The 22,222-nt window shown below is 64.7% G+C and carries 24 protein-coding genes; 10 read left to right on the forward strand and 14 right to left on the reverse strand.

Going from position 1 to position 22,222, the window contains the following annotated elements; genetic code table 11:
* Both rodA and FNJ84_RS10815 read left to right on the forward strand, forming a co-directional pair.
* On the forward strand, positions 1-1,140 hold the full coding sequence (rodA, locus tag FNJ84_RS10810) for a rod shape-determining protein RodA (protein ID WP_143793144.1): 1,140 nt from the start codon (positions 1-3) through the stop codon (positions 1,138-1,140).
* 4 nt (positions 1,141-1,144) lie between these two features.
* The gene (locus tag FNJ84_RS10815; protein ID WP_143793145.1) at positions 1,145-2,053 is read left to right on the forward strand and encodes a glyoxylate/hydroxypyruvate reductase A; all 909 of its coding nucleotides are present in this window, start codon (positions 1,145-1,147) and stop codon (positions 2,051-2,053) included.
* Positions 2,054-2,068: 15 nt separating this feature from the next.
* On the opposite strand, the gene FNJ84_RS10820 is transcribed toward FNJ84_RS10815, so the two are convergent.
* The 4 genes from FNJ84_RS10820 to folK all read right to left on the reverse strand — a co-directional run bounded on the left by FNJ84_RS10820 (position 2,069) and on the right by folK (position 5,941).
* A complete protein-coding gene (locus FNJ84_RS10820; protein WP_143793146.1) occupies positions 2,069-2,743 on the reverse strand; it encodes a DUF2062 domain-containing protein in 675 nt (224 codons plus the stop codon).
* 72 nt (positions 2,744-2,815) lie between these two features.
* The gene (locus FNJ84_RS10825) at positions 2,816-4,930 is read right to left on the reverse strand and encodes a bifunctional (p)ppGpp synthetase/guanosine-3',5'-bis(diphosphate) 3'-pyrophosphohydrolase (protein WP_143793147.1); all 2,115 of its coding nucleotides are present in this window, start codon (positions 4,928-4,930) and stop codon (positions 2,816-2,818) included.
* A gap of 30 nt (positions 4,931-4,960) precedes the next feature.
* Positions 4,961-5,317 (reverse strand): DNA-directed RNA polymerase subunit omega, encoded by a 357-nt coding sequence (gene rpoZ, locus FNJ84_RS10830; protein WP_143793148.1) that lies wholly within the window; start codon positions 5,315-5,317, stop codon positions 4,961-4,963.
* Positions 5,318-5,389: 72 nt separating this feature from the next.
* Positions 5,390-5,941 (reverse strand): 2-amino-4-hydroxy-6-hydroxymethyldihydropteridine diphosphokinase, encoded by a 552-nt coding sequence (folK, locus tag FNJ84_RS10835; protein WP_255471168.1) that lies wholly within the window; start codon positions 5,939-5,941, stop codon positions 5,390-5,392.
* A 103-nt stretch (positions 5,942-6,044) separates the two neighbouring features.
* On the opposite strand from folK, the gene FNJ84_RS10840 reads away from it, so the two are divergent.
* Entirely contained in the window at positions 6,045-6,590 is a 546-nt protein-coding gene (locus FNJ84_RS10840; protein WP_143793149.1) for an NYN domain-containing protein, read from the forward strand.
* On the opposite strand, the gene FNJ84_RS10845 is transcribed toward FNJ84_RS10840, so the two are convergent.
* A complete protein-coding gene (locus FNJ84_RS10845; RefSeq protein WP_143793150.1) occupies positions 6,526-6,924 on the reverse strand; it encodes a helix-turn-helix transcriptional regulator in 399 nt (132 codons plus the stop codon). The two genes, FNJ84_RS10840 and FNJ84_RS10845, sit on opposite strands and share 65 nt — an antisense overlap.
* A gap of 47 nt (positions 6,925-6,971) precedes the next feature.
* Here FNJ84_RS10845 and FNJ84_RS10850 point away from each other — a divergent pair, with 47 nt between their 5' ends.
* A complete protein-coding gene (locus FNJ84_RS10850; RefSeq protein ID WP_143793151.1) occupies positions 6,972-7,808 on the forward strand; it encodes an alpha/beta fold hydrolase in 837 nt (278 codons plus the stop codon).
* Here FNJ84_RS10850 and FNJ84_RS10855 read toward each other — a convergent pair.
* Complete coding sequence (locus FNJ84_RS10855) at positions 7,805-8,983, reverse strand: PQQ-dependent sugar dehydrogenase (RefSeq protein ID WP_255471169.1); 1,179 nt, start codon at positions 8,981-8,983, stop codon at positions 7,805-7,807. The two genes, FNJ84_RS10850 and FNJ84_RS10855, sit on opposite strands and share 4 nt — an antisense overlap.
* A 90-nt stretch (positions 8,984-9,073) precedes the next feature.
* On the opposite strand from FNJ84_RS10855, the gene ispH reads away from it, so the two are divergent.
* From ispH to FNJ84_RS10885, 6 genes are all read left to right on the forward strand, one after another.
* Complete coding sequence (gene ispH, locus FNJ84_RS10860; protein WP_143793153.1) at positions 9,074-10,030, forward strand: 4-hydroxy-3-methylbut-2-enyl diphosphate reductase; 957 nt, start codon at positions 9,074-9,076, stop codon at positions 10,028-10,030.
* Between the two features lie 62 nt (positions 10,031-10,092).
* The gene (locus FNJ84_RS10865; protein ID WP_143793154.1) at positions 10,093-10,698 is read left to right on the forward strand and encodes a glutathione S-transferase family protein; all 606 of its coding nucleotides are present in this window, start codon (positions 10,093-10,095) and stop codon (positions 10,696-10,698) included.
* Positions 10,695-11,297 carry a LysE family translocator gene (locus FNJ84_RS10870; RefSeq protein ID WP_143793155.1) on the forward strand — a complete coding sequence of 201 codons (603 nt, stop codon included), beginning with the start codon at positions 10,695-10,697 and terminating at the stop codon, positions 11,295-11,297. The genes FNJ84_RS10865 and FNJ84_RS10870 overlap by 4 nt, the downstream gene beginning before the upstream one ends.
* Positions 11,294-11,743 (forward strand): ribonuclease HI, encoded by a 450-nt coding sequence (gene rnhA / locus FNJ84_RS10875; protein ID WP_143793156.1) that lies wholly within the window; start codon positions 11,294-11,296, stop codon positions 11,741-11,743. Before FNJ84_RS10870 ends, rnhA begins: the two co-directional genes overlap by 4 nt.
* A complete protein-coding gene (locus FNJ84_RS10880) occupies positions 11,740-12,390 on the forward strand; it encodes a trimeric intracellular cation channel family protein (RefSeq protein WP_143793157.1) in 651 nt (216 codons plus the stop codon). The genes rnhA and FNJ84_RS10880 overlap by 4 nt, the downstream gene beginning before the upstream one ends.
* Positions 12,391-12,393: 3 nt before the next feature.
* Entirely contained in the window at positions 12,394-12,861 is a 468-nt protein-coding gene (locus FNJ84_RS10885; RefSeq protein ID WP_143793158.1) for a GNAT family N-acetyltransferase, read from the forward strand.
* 6 nt (positions 12,862-12,867) lie between these two features.
* On the opposite strand, the gene FNJ84_RS10890 is transcribed toward FNJ84_RS10885, so the two are convergent.
* The 8 genes from FNJ84_RS10890 to FNJ84_RS10925 all read right to left on the reverse strand — a co-directional run bounded on the left by FNJ84_RS10890 (position 12,868) and on the right by FNJ84_RS10925 (position 21,948).
* Entirely contained in the window at positions 12,868-13,269 is a 402-nt protein-coding gene (locus tag FNJ84_RS10890) for a group III truncated hemoglobin (RefSeq protein ID WP_143793159.1), read from the reverse strand.
* Between the two features lie 130 nt (positions 13,270-13,399).
* Positions 13,400-15,238, reverse strand: a complete 1,839-nt coding sequence (locus FNJ84_RS10895; RefSeq protein WP_143793160.1) for a phosphoenolpyruvate carboxykinase (GTP) — start codon at positions 15,236-15,238, stop codon at positions 13,400-13,402.
* Between the two features lie 84 nt (positions 15,239-15,322).
* Complete coding sequence (locus FNJ84_RS10900) at positions 15,323-17,428, reverse strand: molybdopterin cofactor-binding domain-containing protein (RefSeq protein WP_143793161.1); 2,106 nt, start codon at positions 17,426-17,428, stop codon at positions 15,323-15,325.
* Positions 17,425-17,904, reverse strand: a complete 480-nt coding sequence (locus tag FNJ84_RS10905; RefSeq protein WP_221931967.1) for a (2Fe-2S)-binding protein — start codon at positions 17,902-17,904, stop codon at positions 17,425-17,427. The genes FNJ84_RS10900 and FNJ84_RS10905 overlap by 4 nt, the downstream gene beginning before the upstream one ends.
* Positions 17,901-18,890 carry an AraC family transcriptional regulator gene (locus FNJ84_RS10910; RefSeq protein WP_185968493.1) on the reverse strand — a complete coding sequence of 330 codons (990 nt, stop codon included), beginning with the start codon at positions 18,888-18,890 and terminating at the stop codon, positions 17,901-17,903. Before FNJ84_RS10910 ends, FNJ84_RS10905 begins: the two co-directional genes overlap by 4 nt.
* 63 nt (positions 18,891-18,953) lie before the next feature.
* Positions 18,954-19,901 (reverse strand): electron transfer flavoprotein subunit alpha/FixB family protein, encoded by a 948-nt coding sequence (locus FNJ84_RS10915; RefSeq protein ID WP_143793163.1) that lies wholly within the window; start codon positions 19,899-19,901, stop codon positions 18,954-18,956.
* Positions 19,901-20,650 (reverse strand): electron transfer flavoprotein subunit beta/FixA family protein, encoded by a 750-nt coding sequence (locus FNJ84_RS10920; protein WP_143793164.1) that lies wholly within the window; start codon positions 20,648-20,650, stop codon positions 19,901-19,903. Before FNJ84_RS10920 ends, FNJ84_RS10915 begins: the two co-directional genes overlap by 1 nt.
* Positions 20,651-20,703: 53 nt before the next feature.
* Positions 20,704-21,948: an acyl-CoA dehydrogenase family protein gene (locus FNJ84_RS10925; RefSeq protein ID WP_143793165.1), complete on the reverse strand. Its 1,245-nt coding sequence runs from the start codon at positions 21,946-21,948 to the stop codon at positions 20,704-20,706.
* Between the last annotated feature and the right edge of the window lie 274 nt (positions 21,949-22,222).

Consider the following 22,222-nt stretch of genomic DNA (forward strand, 5'->3'; position numbering starts at 1 on the left):
ATGTCTTATCTGGATTACAAGGTCGCACAGACCCCCACAGGCATCCGCAAGATCCTGTATCTGAACTGGCCGCTGGTCTTTCTGCTGGCGGCCGTGGCCTCGGCCGGTTTTCTGATGCTGTATTCCGTGGCCGGCGGCGACCCAGATGAATGGGCCCGCCCACAGATGGAGCGGTTCGCCGTCGGCATGGTCGCGATGATCGCCCTGGCCTTCGTGCCGATCTGGTTCTGGCGCGGCATTTCGGTCTTTTCCTATGTTATCTGCCTGCTGCTGCTGGTCGCGGTCGAGTTCTTTGGCGATATCGGCATGGGCGCGCAGCGCTGGATCGAGATCGGGCCGATCCGCCTGCAACCGTCCGAGTTGATGAAATTCGCGCTGGTTCTGATCCTGGCGGCTTATTACGACTGGCTCGACATCGAAAAAACCTCTCGCATTCAATGGGTTGTCGTGCCAGCGGTGCTGATCCTGTTGCCCACCTTCCTGGTGCTGACCCAGCCCGACCTGGGAACCGCGATCATGCTGGTCGCCGGTGGCGGGATCGTTATGTTCGCAGCGGGCGTCTCGCTGTGGTATTTTGCCGCTGTCATCGCGGTCGTGGGCGGGTTGGTCTTTGCGGTGCTGGAAAGCCGGGGCACCGAATGGCAGCTGCTGAAGGACTATCAGTATCGCCGCATCGACACGTTTCTTGATCCCACCACCGATCCTCTGGGGGCCGGCTATAACATCACGCAGGCGCAGATCGCGCTTGGCTCGGGCGGCTGGTCGGGGCGCGGCTATATGCAGGGCACGCAGTCGCGGCTGAACTTCCTGCCCGAAAAACACACCGATTTCATCTTTACCGTCCTGGCCGAGGAATTCGGCTTTGTCGGCGCCTTTTCGCTGCTGGTGCTTTACGCGCTGATCATCGGCTTCTGCCTGTATTCGGCGCTGACCAACCGGGACCGATTTGCCAGCCTGCTGACAATCGGGGTGGCTGGGGCGTTCTTTCTGTATTTCGCCGTCAATATGGGCATGGTGATGGGGCTGATGCCGGTGGTCGGCGTGCCTTTGCCGCTGGTCAGTTACGGCGGCACGGCGATGATGATCCTTCTGATGGCCTTCGGCATGGTGCAGTCGGCCCATGTCCACCGCCCAAGGTGACCCGATGAAAGTGCTGTTTGCCGCCCCCGATACCTTGTGGTCACACTGGTCGCAGGCCATCGCCAGGGCCTGCCCCGAGGCCGAACTGACCCGCAGCGGCGATCCGGCCAGCTTTGACGCGATCATCTATGCGCCGGGCGGCGAGATCGAGGATCTGTCGCCCTATCGCAATGCGCGGCTGGTCCAAAGCCTGTGGGCCGGGGTCGAGCGTATCGTGATCAACCAGACGCTGACGCAACCGCTGGCGCGGATGGTCGATCCGGGCCTGTCCGAAGGCATGGCCGAGTTCTGCACGGGCTGGGCGATGCGCGCGCATCTGGGCATGGACCGCTATGCTCAGGACGGTATCTGGCGCAACGGCGATACGCCGCCCTTGGCCCGCGATCGGCGCATTACCGTCCTTGGCATGGGCGTGCTGGGCAGCGCGGTCACGCAGATGCTGGCTGGGATCGGCTTTGACGTCGCCGGCTACAGCCCCTCGGGCCGCGGCCCCGACGGCATCCCCATCCTGTCGGGCAACGCGCTGCCACAGGCGCTTGCCCGTGCCGAAATCCTGATCTCGCTGCTGCCCGACACCGATGGCACGCGCAATCTGATGAACGCTGAAAACCTGGCTCTGCTGCCTGAGCGTGCCTGGATCATCAATCCCGGTCGAGGCACGCTGATCGACGATCAGGCGCTGATCGCGGCACTGGACAGCGGCCATATAGCCCATGCGGTGCTGGATGTCTTCCGCACCGAGCCCCTGCCATCCGATCACCCGTTCTGGTCGCATCCCGGCATCACGGTCACCCCCCATATCGCGGCCGAGACCCGGCCCGAAACCGCAGCAACGCTGGTCGCCCAGAACCTGCGCCGTGTCATGACGGGCCAGCCCGCCTTGCATCTGGTCGACCGCCAGAAGGGCTACTGACCCGATCAGCCGTGATCAAATATCTCGGGGGGAATCCCCTGAAAGGGGATGGGGGGCAGCGCCCCCTTGCTGCGCCTGTATCTCGCGCAGACGGGCGATCCGTTCTTCCATCTTCTTGCTGCGGCGCTTGTGATAGGCGCGGATCAGCGGCACCGTCAGATAATGGCAGATGACGCCGAAGATCGTGCCCCAGATGACGCCTCCGATCATGTAGGGCAGGAAAATCTGATCGAAGAAGTCCGCCAGATGCCCCCAACGCGCCTCGCGCGGGCCAAAGGGGGCAAGCAGGTTGTTCCACAACTCTTCACTGGCGCGGGCAAATTCGCCAAAAATCATCTGCGGCCCCAGATCGCCATGCTGGCCCAGGATCAGCCGCCCCGTGGTCAGCGCCAGGACGGCGACGAAAGGCACCGTCACCGGATTGATCGCAAAGGTCGCCAGCAGCGCCGCCAGCACATTGCCGCCGATCAGCCAGGCCATCGCGCCGGCCGAGACGAAGTGGAACCCGAACAGCGGCGTGAACGAGACACCGATCCCGGCCGCCACCCCGCGGGCGATGCGGTGCGGCTGATCGGGAAGGCGGCGCAGCCGGTACAGGACATAGGTACTTGCCCGGCGCCAGCCGCCGCGCGGATAGATCATGTCGCTGGCGATCTGGCCATAGCTGCGCGGTTTGCGGCGTTTGAACAAGACAGGCTCACTGGTCGTAACTGCGGGGTCGTAACTGGCGGGGCAGGTGGTCAGGCAACGCGCCTGCCGCGCCTAGGGTTTCAGAACCGGATCGCGCACCCGCTGAACCTGCGCCACGTCACTTTCAGCTTCCAGCGCCGTCAGCAGGTTGTGCAGATGTTCCCGGTCACGCAATTCGACATTTACCCGCAATCTGTAAAAATCCGGTTTCCGGTCGATGAATTCCAGATCCGAGATATTCGCGCCCTGCACCCCGATCAAGGTGCAAATCCGCCCCAGCACACCGGCATCATGGCGGATGGTCAGCGACAGCACCGTCGAATAGGCCGCCGGATGCCGCCCCTCATGCCAATGCAGGTCCACCCAACGCTGCGGGCTGTCCTCGAACTCGGCCAGGACGGGGCAGTCGATGGCATGGATCACCACACCCTTGCCGCGATAGGTGATGCCCACGATCCGCTCGCCCGGCAGCGGGTTGCAGCAGGGGGCGCGGGTAAAGGATGTGTCGGCCTCCAGCCCGGCGATGGGGCGGTTGGGGTCGATGTCTTCGTGCTTGTCGGCCAGTTCGGGATAAAGCGCGGCCAGAACATCATGGGCGGACACCTCGGCGCTGCCGATCCGGGCCAGCAATTCCTCGGCCCCGTTCAGGCTCATCTGCTTGGCGGCCGTGCGCAGCGCCTTGTCGGTGACCCGCCGCCCGACATGTTCAAAGGCCACACGCGCCAGTTCACGCCCCAGACGGACAAAGCGGTCGCGATCTTCCTCGCGCAGCGATTTGCGGATCGCGGCCTTGGCCCGGCCAGTCACCACGATATCCAGCCAGGTCGCCTGCGGACGCTGCCCCGAGGCCGAGATGATCTCGACCGACTGGCCGTTCTTCAGCCGCGTCCACAGCGGAACACGAATGCCGTCAACCTTGGCGCCGACGCAGGAATTTCCCAGACGTGTATGAATTGCATAGGCAAAATCAATCGGCGTCGCCCCGCGCGGCAGCTGGATGACATCGCCCTTGGGGGTGAAGCAAAAGACCTGATCCTGATACATCTCAAGCTTCACATGCTCAAGAAACTCGTCGTGGTCTTCCTCGCCAAAGCGGTCAGTCAGGCTTTCGATCCAATGCGCGGGATCGACCGCAAACGGGTTCTTTGTCGGCACCCCGTCGCGATAGGCCCAATGCGCGGCAACGCCGGCCTCGGCCACCTCGTGCATCTGGCGGGTGCGGATCTGCACCTCGACCCGCTTGCCGTCGCGGCCTGAAACGGTGGTGTGGATCGACCGATAGCCGTTCGATTTCGGCTGGCTGATGTAATCCTTGAACCGCCCCGGCACTGCCCGCCAGCGGTGATGGATCACCCCAAGCGCGCGATAACAGTCCATCTCGGTCTGGGTGATGATGCGAAAGCCGTAAATGTCGGACAGCCGCGAAAAGGCCAGCTGCTTTTCCTGCATCTTGCGCCAGATCGAAAACGGCCGCTTGGCGCGGCCAAAGACATCGGCCTCGATCTCCTGTTTTTCCAACTCGGTGCGGATATCGGCGGTGATCTGGCTGATCACATCGCCGGTTTCCTTTTGCAGGCTGAGAAAGCGGCGGATGATGGAATTGCGGGCCTCGGGATTGATGACCTTGAAGGCCAGATCCTCAAGTTCCTCGCGCATCCATTGCATGCCCATGCGGCCGGCCAGCGGGGCGAAGATGTCCATCGTCTCGCGCGCCTTCTGAACCTGCTTTTCCGGGCGCATGGACTTGATCGTGCGCATATTGTGCAGACGGTCCGCAAGCTTGACAAGTATCACGCGAAGATCGCGCGACATGGCCATGAAAAGCTTGCGAAAATTCTCTGCCTGCTTGGACTGCGCACCGGACAGTTGCAGGTTGGTCAGCTTGGTGACGCCATCGACGAGATCGGCGATTTCCTTGCCGAACAGTCGCGAAATATCACCCCAGGTCGAGCGGGTATCCTCGATCGTGTCATGCAGCAATGCGGTGATGATCGTGGCATCGTCCAGCCGCATCTCGGTCAGGATGGCGGCGACGGCGACGGGATGGGTGAAATAGGACTCGCCGGAATGGCGGAACTGGCCCTCATGCATCCGCATGCCATATTCATAGGCGTCGCGGATCAGATCGGAATTGCTGCGCGGGTTATAATTCTTGACCAGCGCAATAAGGTCTTCGACGTCGATCATAGATTGCCGAAGACCCCGCTTTTCCTGCCGTCAGCCGCGCTCGTTGGCTTCCAGCATCATACGCAGCATGCGCTCTTCGCTTTCCTCGTCGACGGGGCGCGGGCGGTCGACCTCGGCACCCAGCAGCAGGGCCATCGCGTCCTCTTCGGGCTCGTCGACCTCGATCTGGGTCTGGGTCGATTCGATCATTCGTTCGCGCAGCTCGTCGACGGGCTGGGTTTCATCGGCGATCTCGCGCAGGGCAACGACGGGGTTCTTGTCATTGTCGCGGTCGATGGTGGGCGCGCTGCCCGAGGCGATCTCGCGCGCGCGATGGCTGGCCAGCATCACCAGATCGAAACGGTTGGGAACCTTGTCGACACAATCTTCGACGGTCACGCGGGCCATATGACACCCCTTTGCTTTGCGAATCGGACGTTCACTGCGAAACCGGATAACTGGTGGTGGATGGGCCGAATGTCAAGCGCCAATGCCCAGTTTCGCCAGCATTTCGGTGACGCTTTGCCCGATCCGCGGGTGCCGCCAGCCGGGTGCGATCTCGGCCAGGGGGCGCAGGACGAAGTCGCGGTCCTGCATGCGCGGATGGGGCAGGATCAGAGTGTCGGGTGCGGCCACCGCCTGACGGTCGGGCGGCAGGTCGCGCCACTGGTCCTGGATGGCCGCATCGGGCAGGACCAGATCGCCCGCCGCGATCAGGTCCAGATCGACCGGTCGCGCCTGCCAGCGCGCACCCTTGCGCCGGCGCCCCAGCTGGGCCTCGATCCCGTGCAGCCGCGCCAGCATCTCGGCGGGCGGCAGCGCCGATCGCGCGATGGCGGCCGCGTTGATGAAATCCGGCCCCGAACCCGGCGGAAAGGCTGGCGTCGTGTAAAAACCACTTAACCCGGTGATTGTAATATCCTGATCAGAGTGCAAGATTGTCACCGCGGCCCGCAGCGTTGCTGTCGGGTCGCCAAGGGCTGAGGGCAAGTTGCCGCCAAGTGCAACAAGGTAGTCGATCATCTGTTTCATCTCGTTCACCTTCCGCCCCGGTTGATCTCATTTCCCGTTCAGGGTGCCCTCACGCCCCGATCGGGACTGAATTGAATGGCTTCATTTCGGAAGGCAATGACAGATGTTTTACAAGGATGACAGGTTGGCCCTGTTCATTGACGGCGCCAATCTGCATGCAGCGGCCCGGTCGCTGGAATTCGATATCGACTACAAACTGCTCAGGCAGGAATTCCAGCGGCGGGGCAAGCTGGTGCGCGCCTATTATTATACGGCGCTGCTTGAGGGCGAGGAATATTCGCCCATTCGGCCATTGATCGACTGGCTGAACTATAATGGCTATGCCTTGGTGACGAAGCCTGCCAAGGAATATACCGACACGCTTGGCCGTCGGAAGATCAAGGGCAACATGGATATCGAGCTGACCGTCGACGCGATGGAGCTTGCGCCGCGGCTGGATCATATCGTGCTGTTTTCGGGCGACGGCGATTTTCGCCCGCTGGTCGAGGCCTTGCAGCGCATGGGCGTGCGGGTAACCGTGGTTTCCACGATGCGCAGCCACCCGCCGATGATCGCCGATGACCTGCGCCGCCAGGCCGATAACTTCATCGAACTTGACGACCTGCGCGAGGTGATCGGCCGTCCGCCTCGCGAGGTGACTCAGATCTGATTTCCGCCGTCGGGCCGGGGCGCTGCGGGCCGACCCGCTGCGCCAGCCAGGTCATGAAATCGGCGATGACGGCCTCGTCCCGTTTTGCATAGGTCCAGCCACGCGACCGTGTCAGGCTGACAAAACCCGCCTGGCGCAGCATGTCGACATGACGGCTGGCCGTGGGCTGGGCCACGCCCATGGCCTGCGCGATCAGGCTGATACAGACGCCGGTTTCCACCGGATCGGCCGATTCCTGACCGCCAAAGCGTGACCGGGGATCGGCCAGCCACCCCAGGATCGTCAGCCGGGCTTCGCTGGAAAAGGCGCGGAATTGGGTTGTTCGATCCGTCATATCGCCTATAATATAGCTAAATTGCTAAATCGCAATATAGGCAAATCATGACGCTGATATTGGACCACAGCTTTTCCTTTCAGCGGCGCGCTGTTGCCTGGGGCGTGATGGGCGAGGGGCCGCCACTGGTTCTGGTTCATGGCACGCCGTTTTCGGCGCAGGTCTGGCGGCGCATCGCGCCCTGGCTGGCGCGGCGCTTTCGGGTGCATTATTTCGACCTGCTGGGATATGGCGCCTCGGACCGGGGGGTGGGGGATGTCTCGCTTGGGGTGCAGAACCGGGTGATGGCCGCGCTGTGGCGGCATTGGGCGCTGGATCGGGCGCATGTCCTTGCCCATGATTTCGGCGGGGCGACGGCGTTGCGCGCGCATCTGCTGGACGGGCTGGGCTTTGCCTCGCTGACCATCTTTGACGCCGTGGCGCTGGCGCCCTGGGGATCGCCCTTTGTCCGCCATGTCCGCGACCATGAACCGGCCTTTGCCGGTCTGCCTGACTATGCCCATCGCGCGCTGCTGGCCGCCTATCTGCAAGGTGCTGCCCATAATGGACTGGGTGACGAAGCACTGGCCACCTATATGGCGCCATGGCTGGGCGATCCGGGGCAGGCGGCGTTCTATCGCCAGATCGCGCAGATGGACAGGTGCTGGACGGACGAGATCGAACCGTTGCTGCGGGTGCCCGATTTTCCCGTTCAGGTGATGTGGGGGCAGCAGGACGCCTGGTTGCCGCTTGATCAGGGCCGGCGTCTGGCCGGGCTGATCTCGGACCGGGCGCTGATCGAGGTGCCCGGTTGCGGCCATCTGATGCAAGAGGACGCGCCCGAGGCGATCGTGGCGGCGGTGATGGAAACCGCCGCCGCCGCCGCGGCCGCCGTGCCGTCCTAGCCTTCGGGCGTCAGCCGATACAGGCCGCCATCGCCCTCATCCGTGACCACCCAGATCGAGCCGTCCTCGGCCTGCTGCACGTCGCGAATGCGCCCGATGCCGGGATCGAGCCGCTCTTCGCCCGTGACCTTTCCATCTGTCAGGGTCAGGCGCACCAGCCCCGGCGGGTTCATCGCGCCGATCAGCAGATCGCCCTGCCAGTCGGCAAACAGCGGTCCGTCATAGAACAGCGCCCCCGAGGGCGCGATGACCGGATCCCAGTAATAGACCGGCTGTTCCATGCCGTCGCGGCTGGTGATGCCCTCGTTCACCGGGGTGCCATTATAGTTGATGCCATAGGAAATCACCGGCCAGCCATAGTTCTTGCCAGGCTCGATGCGGTTCAGCTCATCCCCGCCGCGCGGCCCGTGCTCGACCGTCCAAAGCTGCCCGTCGGCATCCAGCGTGGCGGCCTGAACGTTGCGCAGGCCAAGCGCATAGATTTCGGGCAGGGCGCCATCCTGCCCGGCCAATGGGTTTTCCAGCGGGGTGCCCGGCAGGCGGCTGATGCGGATCAGCTTGCCCAGGTGATTGTCCAGCGATTGCGCGCTGTCGCGGATCGGCACGTCGGACCGTTCGCCCAGGGTGATGAACAGCCCGCCATTCGGATCGGGCACGATGCGGCCGCCGAAATGCAACGCGCCGTCATAGGTGGGCTGCTGGCTAAACAGCACCGCGACATCCTGAACCGAGGCACCGTCTTCGGCCAGTTGCATCCGCGCGACCGCCGTGCCGTTGCCGCCCTCGCGCGGTTCGGCATAGCTGAGAAAGATCGTGCGCGAGCGGGCGAAATCAGGCGAGACGGCCACATCCAGCAGCCCGCCCTGACCTTCGGCAAAGACCTCGGGGATGCCGGTGACCGGGGTGACGGTGCCGTCTTTCCACAGGCTCAGCCGGCCGGGCCGTTCCGTGATCAGGGCCGATCCGTCGGGCAGAAAGGCCAGGGCCCAGGGGTTTTCCAGCCCTTCGATCACCGGCTCGACCTTCAGCGTGATGTCGCTTTGCATCGCCGGGGCGCGGGTCTGTTCGGGGAAGGCGGGTTGGTAGCTGGTATTCGGGGCCTCTTGCGGCCAGGGGTCGGCAAGGGCTGTGCTGGCGGCAAGCAGGGCGGCGGCGGTGCACAGGGCATGTTTCACGGGGTTTCTCCTTCCGGTTGCGGGGGCAACGCCTGAACCGGGTTTCGGGTCCACTGGATTTTCCCCGCAAGCCGCGCTAGGGCCTTGTCCATGGAACATGCGAAGCCCCCGTTGACTCTGTATCTGGCCGCGCCGCGCGGCTTTTGTGCCGGTGTGGACCGGGCCATCAAGATCGTCGAGATGGCGATTCAGAAATGGGGCGCGCCGGTCTTTGTGCGTCACGAGATTGTGCATAACAAATATGTCGTGGACAGCCTGCGCGAAAAGGGTGCGGTTTTCGTCGAGGAACTGGACGAATGCCCCGATGACCGGCCGGTGATCTTTTCCGCCCATGGCGTGCCCAAAGCCGTGCCCGCCGAGGCGCGGCGGCGCGAGATGGTTTTTGTCGACGCCACATGCCCGCTGGTCAGCAAGGTTCATGTCGAGGCTGAACGCCACCATGCCGCCGGCTTGCAGATGGTGATGATCGGTCATGAGGGCCATCCCGAGGTGCTGGGCACGATGGGACAGTTGCCGGCGGGTGAGGTGATTCTGGTCGAGACGGTCGAGGATGTGGCCGCGATCGCACCGCGCGATCCGGCGCGGCTGGCCTTTATCACCCAGACCACCCTGTCGGTCGATGACACGGCCGCCATCGTGGCCGCCTTGCAGGCGCGGTTTCCGGGGATTGTCGGGCCGGCCAAGGAAGACATCTGCTATGCCACCACCAATCGGCAGGCCGCCGTCAAGGCGGTGGCACCCAAGATCGACGCTCTGCTTGTGATCGGAGCGCCCAATTCCAGCAATTCCAAGCGTCTGGTCGAGGTCGGCCGGGCCGCAGGCTGCGCCTATTCGCAGCTGGTGATGCGCGCCGATCAGATCGACTGGCGCGCGATTCAGGGTGCGCGCGCGGTTGGGGTGACCGCCGGGGCCAGCGCGCCCGAGGTGCTGGTCAACGAGGTGATCGACGCCTTTCGCGCGCGGTTCGAGGTGGTGCTGGACTATGTCGAGACGGCACAGGAAAATGTCGAATTCAAGGTGCCGCGCGTGTTGCGCGAGCCCGCCTGAGGCAAGACCGGGGGCCAGCCCCCGGACCCCCGGGATATTTTCACACGGCTGATGGAGTGATCATGCGGCTTTATTCGATGCCTTCCTCGGGGAACAGTTACAAGATCAGGCTGCTTCTGGCGCTGACTGGTCGCCGGGCCGAGGTTGTCGATTGCGAATATGGCTCGCCCGCTTTGGCGCAGGCCAAGGCCGATGGTGTGCTGGCCTATGGCAAGGTGCCGGCGCTGGCGTTGAATGATGGCGATGTGCTGGTCGAATCGAATGCGATTCTGTGGTATCTGGGCGAGGGGTCAGATTATATCCCCGACGCACCCGTGGTTCGGGCGCAGATGCTGGGCTGGATGTTCTGGGAACAGTATAACCATGAACCGGTGATCGCCGTGCGGCAGGCCTTGCTGAACTATCCCGACCGGGCAGACGGCGCCACGCCCGAGCGGCTGGCCGATCTGCTGGAACGAGGCCACAATGTGTTGGAGGTGATGGAGCGGCGGCTGGCCGGCCATGACTGGCTGGCGGGCAGCGGCATCAGCCTCGCCGATATCTGTCTTTACGGCTATACCCATAGCGCGGGGACGCGCGGCGGCTTCGACATGGCGCGCTTTCCGGCGATTGGGCGATGGCTGGCGCGGGTTGCCGCGCTGCCGGGATATAAGGGGTTGCTGGAATGAGCTGGGATTATCTGCTGACGGTTTTCATCGTTTGTGCCGCGCCGGGGGTCGGTGTGGTCTATACCCTGTCATCGACGCTTGGCGGCGGGATAAGCGCGGGCTTTTGGGCGTCGGTCGGGTGCACCATTGCCACGGTGCTGCATATGCTGGTCGCCATGGCCGGCCTGGCCGCTGTGCTGCATACCAGTGCGGTGCTGTTCCAGGTGATCAAGTTCGCCGGCGTGGCCTATCTGCTGTGGATGGCCTGGGGCGTTCTGCATGGCACCGGCGGGCTGGATGTGCGGCCCGGCGTGCCGGCCCCCGCATCGCGGTTGGTGGGCCGGGGGATCATGCTGAACCTGTTGAACCCCAAGCTGCCGATGTTCTTCATGGCCTTTCTGCCGCAATTCCTGCCGCAAGGTGCCGGAACCGCCGCGCTGGTCGAACTGGGACTGGCCTTTACGCTGATGACCTTTGCCGTCTTCCTGCTTTATGCGGTTTTGGCGGCCAGCGGGCGCAACGCGATCCTTGCATCCGAACGGGCGATGGGCTGGATCCGGCGCGCCTTTGCGGCCTCGTTCGCCTTGCTGGGACTGAAACTGGCGGTGGCGCGGGCGTGACCGATCTTTATGCTTGGACTGACGGGGCTTGCAGCGGCAATCCCGGCCCCGGTGGCTGGGGCGTGCTGATGCGCGCGCAGGATGGCGAGCGCATCGTCAAGGAACGCGAGCTGAAGGGCGGCGAGCCGGACACCACCAACAACCGGATGGAGCTGATGGCCGCGATTTCCGCGTTGGAGGCGCTGACCCGGCCGACCGCCATCACCATCACGACCGACAGCGCCTATGTGAAAAATGGCGTGACCGGCTGGATTCACGGGTGGAAGCGCAACGGCTGGCGCACGGCGTCGAAAAAGCCGGTGAAGAACGAAGATTTGTGGCGTCGGCTGGACGAGGCTCAGGCGCGCCATGACGTGCGGTGGGAATGGATCAAGGGCCATGCCGGCCACGCCGAGAACGAACGCGCCGATGAATTGGCGCGGGCTGGGATGGAGCCGTTCAAATGACCCTTGCCGCCAATCTGTCGGCTTTGGTCTGGGCGCTGGATTATGCATCCGTGCTGGTATTCGCGCTGACGGGGGCGCTGGTGGCCAGCCGGCAGCAGCTGGACCTGGTGGGTTTCATCTTCATGGCGGCGATGACGGCGGTGGGCGGCGGCACGCTGCGCGATCTGATCCTGAACCGGGACGAGGTTTTCTGGGTCACGCGCCCCTCGATGATCGTGCTGGCTGCGGTTGCCGCCTTTGTGGTTTTCTGGACGGCGCATCTGCTGGAAAGCCGCTATCGGGTGCTGCTGTGGTTGGATGCCTTTGCGCTGGCCATTGCGGTGCCGGCGGGGGTTGGCGTGGCGCTGGCGGCGGGGGTGAACCCGATCATCGTGGTCATCATGGGGGTCATCACCGGCACGTTTGGCGGGCTGATGCGCGATGTGGTCGGCAATGAGCTGCCGCTTGGCCTGAAACAGGGCGAGCTTTATCTGACGGCGGCGTTCGGTGGGGCGCTGGTGGCAGTGGTGCTGGTCTGGCTGGGGCTGGGCCGGGGCGCGGCGCTGCTGGCCTGTGGCGTGGCGACCTTTGTGATGCGGGCCGGAAGCCTGTCATGCGGCTGGAAGCTGCCCGTCTATCGCGCACGCCCACCGCAGAACCGGGGCTAGCGCATGGTGGCGCCGCCGCGTCTGATCCGTGATGCCGTGTTGGCCGATCTGGATGAGCTTGGCGATCTGTGCCTGAGATCCAAGGCGCATTGGGGTTATGATGCCGATTTCATGGCTGCCTGCCGCGATGAACTGACCCTGAAACCCGATGATCTGGCGCGCAGCCGTGTTGCCCTGTTGGCGCAAGGCGGGCGGCTGCTGGCGGTGGTTCAACTGACCCTTGGTCATGGTCCCGCCGCCGAGCTGGAAAAGCTGTTTGTGGCGCCCGAGGCCATTGGCTGCGGTGCGGGCCGCGACGTGCTGGGATGGGCGGCTGATCGCGCGCGTGAAGCGGGTGCCGAACGACTGGAATGTGATGCCGATCCCCATGCCGAGGGATTCTATCTGCGGGCGGGGGCCGTTCGGGTGGGGATGGTTCCATCGGGCAGCTGGCCGGGGCGGATGTTGCCGCGGATGATGCTGCGGTTGTAATCCGGCCTAACGCAGGACGGGCGGGCCCGCGGGCTTCAGCCGCAAATCCTCGACCCCCATGCGCAGCCCGCGCCCGATGCGATGGGCAAGGGCCGACCAGGTGACCGCGCTGTCGACGGGCAGGGTGCGGCGCAGGGTTTCATCAAACAGTGCCAGCCAGATGGTGAAATGTTCGGGCCGCACATCGGGCGTTGCCATATGGACCTGCATCGGGTTGCCGTCATAACCAGGCTGATACAGGATCGCTTTTTTCCAGAAACCCGCGATCTTTGCCTCGTGGCTGGGCCAGTCGGTCACGTGGCGGCCAAAGACCGGGCCCAGCACTTCATGCCGCCGAATGGCGGCGTAGAACACCTGGACCACGCGGTCGATCTGTTCGGCGGTGATATCAAAGCGGGCAAGCGACATAACCGCAATCTGCGCCTTTCGCGCAGGCCCGGCAAGGCGGCAGGGTGACGCAGGCCGCCCGCGCCCTTTATCGGGGCGCGCGCGCGCCGCGAAGGCCGGGGCAAATGGTGCTGCCCCGGCTGTCGCAGGCTCAGCTCATCGCGGGCTGGCGTGGCGCGGCGCCGGCATTGGCATTGGCATCATCGTCGATGCTGCGGGTCATGCTGCCATACACCCGGTCCAGGGCCGCCGGCAGCCGCTGACCCATGCTGTCGAACAACGCGCGGTGTTCGGCCAGTTCGCGGGTCATCCCGTCATGGCCCAGTTCCATCAGCGCCTGGAATTGCGGTTGGTCATAGGTCAACCCGGTCCAGTCCAGATCCTCGAAGCCGGGGACATGGCCGATGGCGCTTTCCCTCGCGCCGGCCTGCCCCTTGACCCGCTGCACGATCCATTTCAGCGCCCGCATGTTCTGGCCGAAGCCCGGCCACATGAAGCGGCCATCAGCGTCGCGGCGGAACCAGTTCACCCGGAACATCGCCGGCGGGTTGGCAAGCCGGTCGCCAAAGCCCAGCCAATGTCCCCAGTAATCTGCCATGTGATAGCCGCAGAAGGGCAGCATGGCGAAGGGATCGCGGCGCGTGCCGGTCTGGCCCTCGGCGGCGGCGGTTGCCTCGGATCCCAGGGTCGCGGCCCAATAGACGCCTTCGGTCCAGTCGCGGGCCTGAAAGACCAGCGGATAGGTATGGGACAGCCGCCCGCCAAAGATGAAGGCCGAGATCGGCACGCCGTCCAGCTCGGTCCGTGCCGGGTCCATGCTGGGCGCGCGATCCTGCGAGACGGTGAAGCGCGCGTTGGGATGCGCGGCGGGGCGGCCGCAATCGGGTGTCCAGTCGCGGCCCTGCCAGTCGGTCAGGCGCGCTGGCGGCTGATCGGTCAGGCCTTCCCACCAGACATCGCCATCCTCGGTCAGCGCGCAATTGGTGAAGATCACGTCACGTTCCAGCGCGGCCATGATATTGGGATTGGTCTTGGCATTGGTGCCCGGCGCGACGCCGAAAAAGCCGGCTTCGGGGTTCACCGCCCATAGCCGGCCGTCGCGGCCAGGCCGGATCCAGGCGATGTCGTCGCCGATGGTCTTGACGGTCCAGCCCTCCATCCCCTCGGGGGTGCGCATCATCGCGAAATTGGTCTTGCCGCAGGCCGAGGGGAAGGCGCCGGCAACATAGGTCGTGTCGCCCTCGGGGCTTTCGACGCCGACGATCAGCATATGTTCGGCCAGCCAGCCCTCGTCGCGGGCGCGATAGGATGCGGTGCGCAGCGACAGGCATTTCTTGCCCAGCAGCGCATTGCCGCCATAGCCCGAGCCGAAAGACGCGATCGAGCCGTCGTCCTGGAAGCTGACGATGTATTTGTGTTCGGCATTGCAGGGCCAGGCCACATCTGCCTGACCCGGTTCCAGCGGCGCACCGACCGAATGCATGCAGCGCACGAAATCGCCATTGCCCAGCTGTTCCAGCACCCGCCCGCCGACATAGGCCATCAGCTTCATCGAGATGACGACATAGGGCGAGTCGGTGATCTGCACCCCGATCATCGCATGTTCGGAACCGATCGGCCCCATGCAGAAGGGGATGACATACATCGTCCGCCCGCGCATGCAGCCCTGAAACAGGCCGTTCAGGCGGGCACGCATTTCGGTGGGATCGGCCCAGTTATTCGTCGGGCCGGCCTCGTCGCGATCGGTTGTGCAGACGAAGGTGCGATGTTCCAGCCGGGCGACATCGGCCGGGTCGGACCAGCAGAGGAAGGAATTGGGGCGCTTTTCCGGGTTCAGCCGGGTCATCGCGCCGGCATCGACCATTTGCGTGCTGATCCGGTCGAACTCGGCGTCGCTGCCATCGCAGATGTGAACGGCCTCGGGCGTGCAAAGTGCCCGCATCTCTCCGATCCAGGCTGAAAGCTGGGTGTTGTCGATGATCATCTGCATTGTTTCCGTCCTTGAAGTCCTTGGATCATTTCTGTTGCGGCCCGGTCAGCCGCGTCTTGCCAGAAGGGGGCGCGGGGCATCGCGTCATTCCTCCAGCAGGGTCTGCATCATCCGCTCGCGCGTCAGCGGCAGGTCGCGCAGCCGCGCGCCAAGTGCCCGTGCGACGGCATTGCCGATGGCCGCCGCAACCGGGCCCTGCGCGGCCTCGCCCGCGCCAAGCGGCGGATGGGCAGGGTCGATGATGAAGCGGGTCTCGATCTGGGGCAACTCGGAAAAGCGCAGGATCGGATAGCTGTCCCAGTCCAGCGGCGGGATGCGGCCATCAACCAGCGCGATGCCTTCCTTGGTCGTCCAGCTCAGCGATTGCAGGGCGCCGCCCTCGATCTGGCTGCGCGCGCCCTCGGGGTTGATCAGCCGCCCGGCATCGACCGCCAGCCACAGCCGTTCAACCCGGATCGACTCATCCACCGAGACCTGGGCCACGGCGGCCAGCCAGGCGCTCTTGTTCTTGTATCGCGCGACGCCAAGGCCCATCGACCGGCCCTCGCCTTCGCCGTCCGGGCCGGGCCAGCCGGCCATCTGCGCGGCCTGTTCCAGAACCGCGCGGCAACGCGGGTCGGACAGGTGGCGCAGCCGGAACCGAAGCGGGTCGGCCCCCGCCAGCGCGGCCAACTCGTCCATGGCGGATTCGATGGCATAGACGTTCAGATGCGCCCCAAGCGCCCTGAGTGACGAGGTGCGCACAGGGCTTTCCGCATCCAGCCGCACCCGCACATCCTGACCGGGCAGGTCATAGATCGCCACCGCATTGCGCGAGGCCCCGCCACCCGCCGCTTGCGGCAGATCCTCGACCTGCAAGGGGCGGCTGCTTGGGTCCAGCGCCTCGGCCGAGGTCAGGTTGGCAAAGCCGCCAAAGCCCGGCCGCTGCGCATGGGGGGCGCTGGTGACGGACATGCGCCAGCTGGCCACGCGATCATCGCCGTCCAGCGCGGCCTCGATGGTGGCGGACATGGCGGCGCCGACCGGGCCGCGGCTCAGCTCGTCCTCGCGCGACCATTGCAGGCGGATCGGACGGCCGGGCCGTTCCATCGCCACGATGGCCGCGTCCAGCGCCGCGTCATCGGCCCCGTTATGGCCATAGCAGCCCGAGCCATCTGCATGGATGACCCGCACATCGGCGGGTGCCAGCCCAAGCGTTCGTGCGATCACCGCGCGCAGCGGAAAGATCCCCTGAGAATGGGTCCAGACCGTCAACCGCCCATCCAGCCACTGTGCCAGCGCGCAGGATGGCCCGATCGAGCCATGGGCGATGGATTGGCGGGAATAGCGCGCGGTCAGGCGGCGATTGGCCGCGTTGACGGGCGGTTCGGCGGCCATGATCGCGGTTTCAGGCGGGGTTGCGGTAGGGTGCCAGGGCTGGGCCGGATCGTCCCAACGGGTGAAGAATTCCGCCTCCAGATGGGCGCTGTGCAACTGGTATTCGTCATCGCCGGTCAAGGCGAGGAAGTCGCCCTTGCGGATGACCGACAGGCCGGGATGGCGCCGGGCCAGCCATGCCTGATCGACCTCGGCCAGCCGAGCCAGCCGAACGGGCTGACGGATCACGCGGGCATGCAGCATGTCCGGCAGGGTCAGGTCGTGGATAAAGCCGCCCTGCGTGGCCTTGGGCATCAGATCGGCGCGCGGGGCGCTGGTGCCGACAAGCCGAAGGGCCGCGACGGGTTTGGGTTCGATCTGCCCGGTGACAGGTTGCTGCCAGTCCAGATCGGCTGCCAGCGCCCAGAAATCCAGCCCCGTCGCCGCGCCCTCGCGCAGGATGGTGCCGTCATCGCAGGTCAACGAGGCCGTGTCGGCCCCAAGCCGCGCGGCAGCCGCATCCAGCAAAGCAGCGCGTGCCTGCGCGGCCGCCAGCCGCAGCGAGGCGCCCGAAATCTCGACCGACTGGCTGCCGGCGGTCAGGCCCTCATTGGCGGAAAGATCGGTGTCGACCGGCTGCGCGTCGATCCGCGACAGCGGCAGGTCCAGTTCCTCGGCGGCGATCTGGGCCAATGCGGTGGCGATGCCCTGACCCAGCTCGACCTTGCCGGGCGTGATGGCGACGCGGCCGGGCGTGGCCAGCGACAGCCATTGCCCAAGCGCGGGATTGTCTTGCAGGCTTTTGGGCAAGGCGGGGGCGGGGGCTGCGTTCATGCTGTGGCCTCTGCAAGGGTGTCGGCGGCCCGCCTGATCGCGCGCAGGATCGCGCCATTTGCGCCACAGCGGCACAGGTGCCGGTCAAGCGCCGCGATGATCTGGTCCTGTGACGGCTGCGGGCTGGCCGACAGCAGCGCATGCGCACTGATCAGGATGCCAGCCAGGCAATAGCCGCATTGGCCGGCGGTTTCGGCGGCGAAAGCCTGGATCAGCGCCTGCCCGACGGGATCGCCTGACAGGGCCTCGGGGGTGGTGACGGCGCAACCTTCCAGCGCGGCGACCGAGGTGCCGCAGGCATAGCGGGGCTGGCCGTCGATCTGGACGATGCAGGCGCCGCATTGTTCCTGCCCACAGCCGAACCGCGCCGCCGTCAGCCCAAGGCGGTTGCGCAGGTGGAACAGCAGGGCCTCGTCGCCCTCGGTCGGGGCGGTGACGGGGGTGCCGTTGACGGTGAAGCTGACCATGCCGCTCATGCCGGTCGTGCCCCTTGTCGCGCCGCATCGGATTTTTCATCCGCGCGCTTCTTGCGATAGGCGGTGGGTGTCATCCCGGACGAGGTCTTGAAGGCCCTCAGGAAATATTTCTCGTCCTGATAGCCGACGGAATAGGCGATCTGGCCGATGGATTCATTGGTCAGCACCAACCTTTCGCGGGCTTCCTCCATCCGCATTTCGCGGATCAGGGCGTTGAAGGTGGTGCCGGTATATTGCCGGATCAGCGCGCAAAGCCGGCTTTTGGACAGATGCACGGCGTCGGCGGCCTCGTTCAGGCTGGGGCCGCGCGTGTAATTATCGCCGATGAATTCCGAGATGCGGCGCATATGCAGGCTGTCGCGGCCGATCACCGGCAATTGGGCGGAAAGCTCGGCGAATTCGTTCTCGAACCTCTGGGACAGTCGGCCCAGCATCAGCAGCAGCTCGGCGCGGATGATCTCGGCCGCGCAAATACGGGGAGAATCGAATTGCTGCATCATCGCGCTGACCGCGCCGTCGATCTGGGCCACGCAATCGGCATCCAGCCTGAAATCGACATGGTTCTGCCATGCGAAGGGCGTCAGCTCTGGTGCCAGACGGACCAGTTCGGCGATGGGATAGGACCGGGTCAGGCTGGGGCGCAACAGGTCCAGGTCGAAATAGATCACCATGCAGCGGGTGTCCTGATCGAAACGGATCTGATGGGGCACCATCGGCGCGATGAAGAAGATCGAGCCGGGCGTGGGTTGATGCGAGGTCAGGCCGATGCGCAGGGCAGGCGCGTCGGTCAGGAAATACATGATCTGGAAATAGTCATGCTTATGGGCGGGATAAAGCCGCTGCGTGTTCTGGACCAGGCGGATGTGAAAGCGCGGGCTGTCGGCCCGGTCCAGCGCATAGGACCGGAACGGCGTGTCGCGCGCATCCTGCCTGCCCAGCCCGCCGCGCTGCGGCTGCGCCCGCTTTTCGGTGACCGGTCTTGCCATATCGCTTGCCTCCCGCAGGTAAGGTGGTGGTGGGCCGCGAAACCGGCCCGCCCGCCTGATCATCTAGGCGCTTTCCTTGGCCTCTATCTCGGATTTCAGTTCCGGGATCGCCTCGAACAGATCGGCCACAAGGCCATAGTCGGCGATCTGGAAGATCGGCGCCTCGGGGTCCTTGTTGATGGCGACGATGATCTTTGAATCCTTCATCCCCGCCAAGTGCTGAATGGCGCCCGAGATGCCGCAGGCGATATACAGGTCGGGCGCGACGATCTTGCCGGTCTGGCCGACCTGAAGATCGTTCGAGACATAGCCCGCATCGACCGCCGCCCGGCTGGCCCCGATGGCCGCGCCAAGGCTGTCGGCCAAAGGCGCAAGCACGTTGTCGAAATTCTCGGCTGAGCCAAGCGCACGCCCGCCCGAGACGATGATCCGCGCGCCGCCCAGTTCGGGCCGGGCAGATTCGGACAGCTCGTTGCCGACAAAGCTGGACAGCCGGGGGCTGTCGGGCAGGGCGACCGTCTCGATCGGGGCGCTGCCGCCCTGGCCGGCCGCCGGAAAGGCCGAGGCGCGGATCGTCAGCACCTGCTTGGGATCATCCGAGGCGACCGTCTGGATGATGTTGCCGGCATAGATCGGGCGCTGATACTGCCCGTCCTCGCCAACCGCGATGACATCCGAGATCTGCATCACGTCCAGCAGCGCGGCAACGCGCGGCATGATGTTCTTGGCCGTGCTGGTGGCCGGGGCCGCCAAGACGTCATAGCCGCCCGCCAGCGACAGGATCAGCGCGGCTACGGGTTCGGCCAGCCGGTTGGCAAGGCCATCGTCATCGGCCAGCAGAACCTTGGCCACGCCCTCGATCCGGGCGGCGGCTTCGGCTGCGGGGCGGCAATCCTTGCCCGCGATCAGCAGGTGGACATCGCCGCCGATCCGGCGCGCAGCGGTCACGGCCTTGGCCGTCGCTTCGTCTAGATGGTTGTCCTGATGTTCCGCAAGAATCAGCGTGGTCATCACAATACTCCTGCTTCGTTATGCAGCCGCTGGACCAGTTCCGCGGCGCTGCCGACCTTGATGCCGGCCTGACGGGTCGGCGGTTCCTCGACCCGGATCACCCGCAGGCGCGGTTCCAGGCTGACGCCGTAATCGGCGGGCGATTTCTCGGCGATCGGCTTTTTCTTGGCCTTCATGATATTGGGCAGGCTGGCATAGCGCGGCTCGTTCAGGCGCAGATCGGCCGTCACCACGGCAGGCAGGGACAGCCCGATCGTTTGCAGGCCGCCATCGACTTCGCGGGTGACCTCCAGCGTGCCATCGCCCAGCTTGACGCGCGAGGCGAATGTCGCCTGGCCCCAGCCCAGCAGCGCGGCCAGCATCTGCCCGGTCTGGTTGCTGTCATCGTCGATGGCCTGCTTGCCGGTCAGCACGAGATCGGGTGCCTCTTCATCGGCCACGGCGCGCAGCAGCTTGGCCACGGCCAGCGGCTCGACCGCCTGATCGGCGCGGATCAGGATGCCGCGATCGGCACCCATGGCCAGCGCGGTGCGCAGCGTGTCGCTGGCCTTGGCCGGGCCGATGGATACGGCGACAATTTCGGTGGCAAGCCCGGCCTCTTTCAGGCGCACGGCTTCCTCGACGGCGATTTCGTCAAAGGGGTTCATCGCCATCTTGACCGAGGCGAGGTCGGGGCCGGTTCCATCGGTCAGGGCACGAACCTTGACGTTGGGATCGGTCACCATCTTCACGGCTACGAGTATCTTCATCCTTTTCCTCCCATCCGGCCGGGCGTGACGGGCACGCCCGGCGGCTGATGCGCTTACTCTTCGGGGCCGGCGTATTTGCCGGCGGTTTTCGGGAACATGTTCTTGATGATCTTCATGTTGCTGACATCGACGGTCGCATCCATGTGCAGGAAGATCGCGGCATCGCGGAACAGCTTTTCGATGCCGAATTCCAGCATCGCGCCATTGCCGCCATGCAGTTCCAGCGCATGCGTCGCGACCTTCATGATCTCTTCCGAGGCATAGACCTTGGCCATGTTGCACAGGATGTCGGCATCGGGATGGTTTTCATCCACCGCCTTCGAGGCGCGTTCGACCAGCGCGCGCACGGCCTCGATCCGGGTGGCCATGTCGGCCAGACGGATCGCGACGGCCTGATGCTTGATCAGGATCCGCCCGCCCTGGACGTAGTTTTGCACATAATCGGCGGTGCGTTCAAAGCAGGCCACGCCGACGCCCAGGTTCTTGGCCGCCTGGATGATCTTGCCGGCGCGGAAATACTGGCCCGCGCTGCCCATCGCCTGATCCTTGACCAGCAGGTGATCGGCGGGAATGCGGCAATCTTCAAAGACCAGCTCGCCGTTGTTCATGAACCGGCAGCCCATGGTCTCGTTGCATTTGGTGACGGTAAAGCCCGGCGTGTCGCGCGGCACCAGGAAGCTGGACGTGCCTTGCAGCATGCCGACCTTGGGGTTGGTATTGGCATAGACGACATACAGGCTGGCATCATAGCCGTTCGAGATGAACTGCTTGCGCCCGTTGATCACCCAATGATCGCCGTCCAGCACCGCCCGCGTGTTCATCGAGGCTTCCGGCACGTTATAGGGCAGCCAGCGATCCGAGGCGCCGCGCGGCTCGGTCAGGCAATGGGCCAGCAGGAATTGCGGGTCTTCCAGCAGGCGCGGGAACCACTTGGCCTGCAAGTGCTTGGGTGCAAATTCGCGCAGCAGGATCGAGACCTTCCAGTTCTGCACCAGCTTGTCGCTGAGACCGGAATCACCCCGCGCGATTTCTTCCGAGATCAGGGCAAAGGTGCGGACCTCGCTTTCGCGGTCCAGGTCGATGCCGCCAAACTCCTCGGGCACGCCAAGGGTGCGCACGCCGATCTGTTCGGCACCTTGCAGGATTTCGGGCGACAGGCGTTCACCCGGCGTCATGTCCCATTCACGCTGCCAGTTCGCGCGGATGAACGGCGTCACCACGTCGTCGATATATGACCGGCAGCTGTCGCGCATCAGGCGCTGCTCTTCCGACAAAGACCCATCATCTGCGTGAATCATCTTCAGTTCCTCCTCGCCGCCGCATCGGTGCGGCTGTGTTGCATTTGCAAGATCAGAGGTAGCATCGGGTGGATCATCGGATCAGGCGGCGTTGTCTGGTTGTGGTGGATTATCGTGCAGTTAACGGTGGACATATCGTATCGGTCGGGGTGCAGAATCATGCGACTTTTCTCGTCCGGTGTCGTGATAAATTCTGCAATAACAGTGCCTTGAATTGATATTTGCTGTCAGGGGGCAATTGCGGATCAGCCGATGGGTGGGCTGGGGAATCCTG

Source organism: Paracoccus sp. M683 (assembly GCF_007096355.1).
GTDB lineage: Bacteria > Pseudomonadota > Alphaproteobacteria > Rhodobacterales > Rhodobacteraceae > Paracoccus.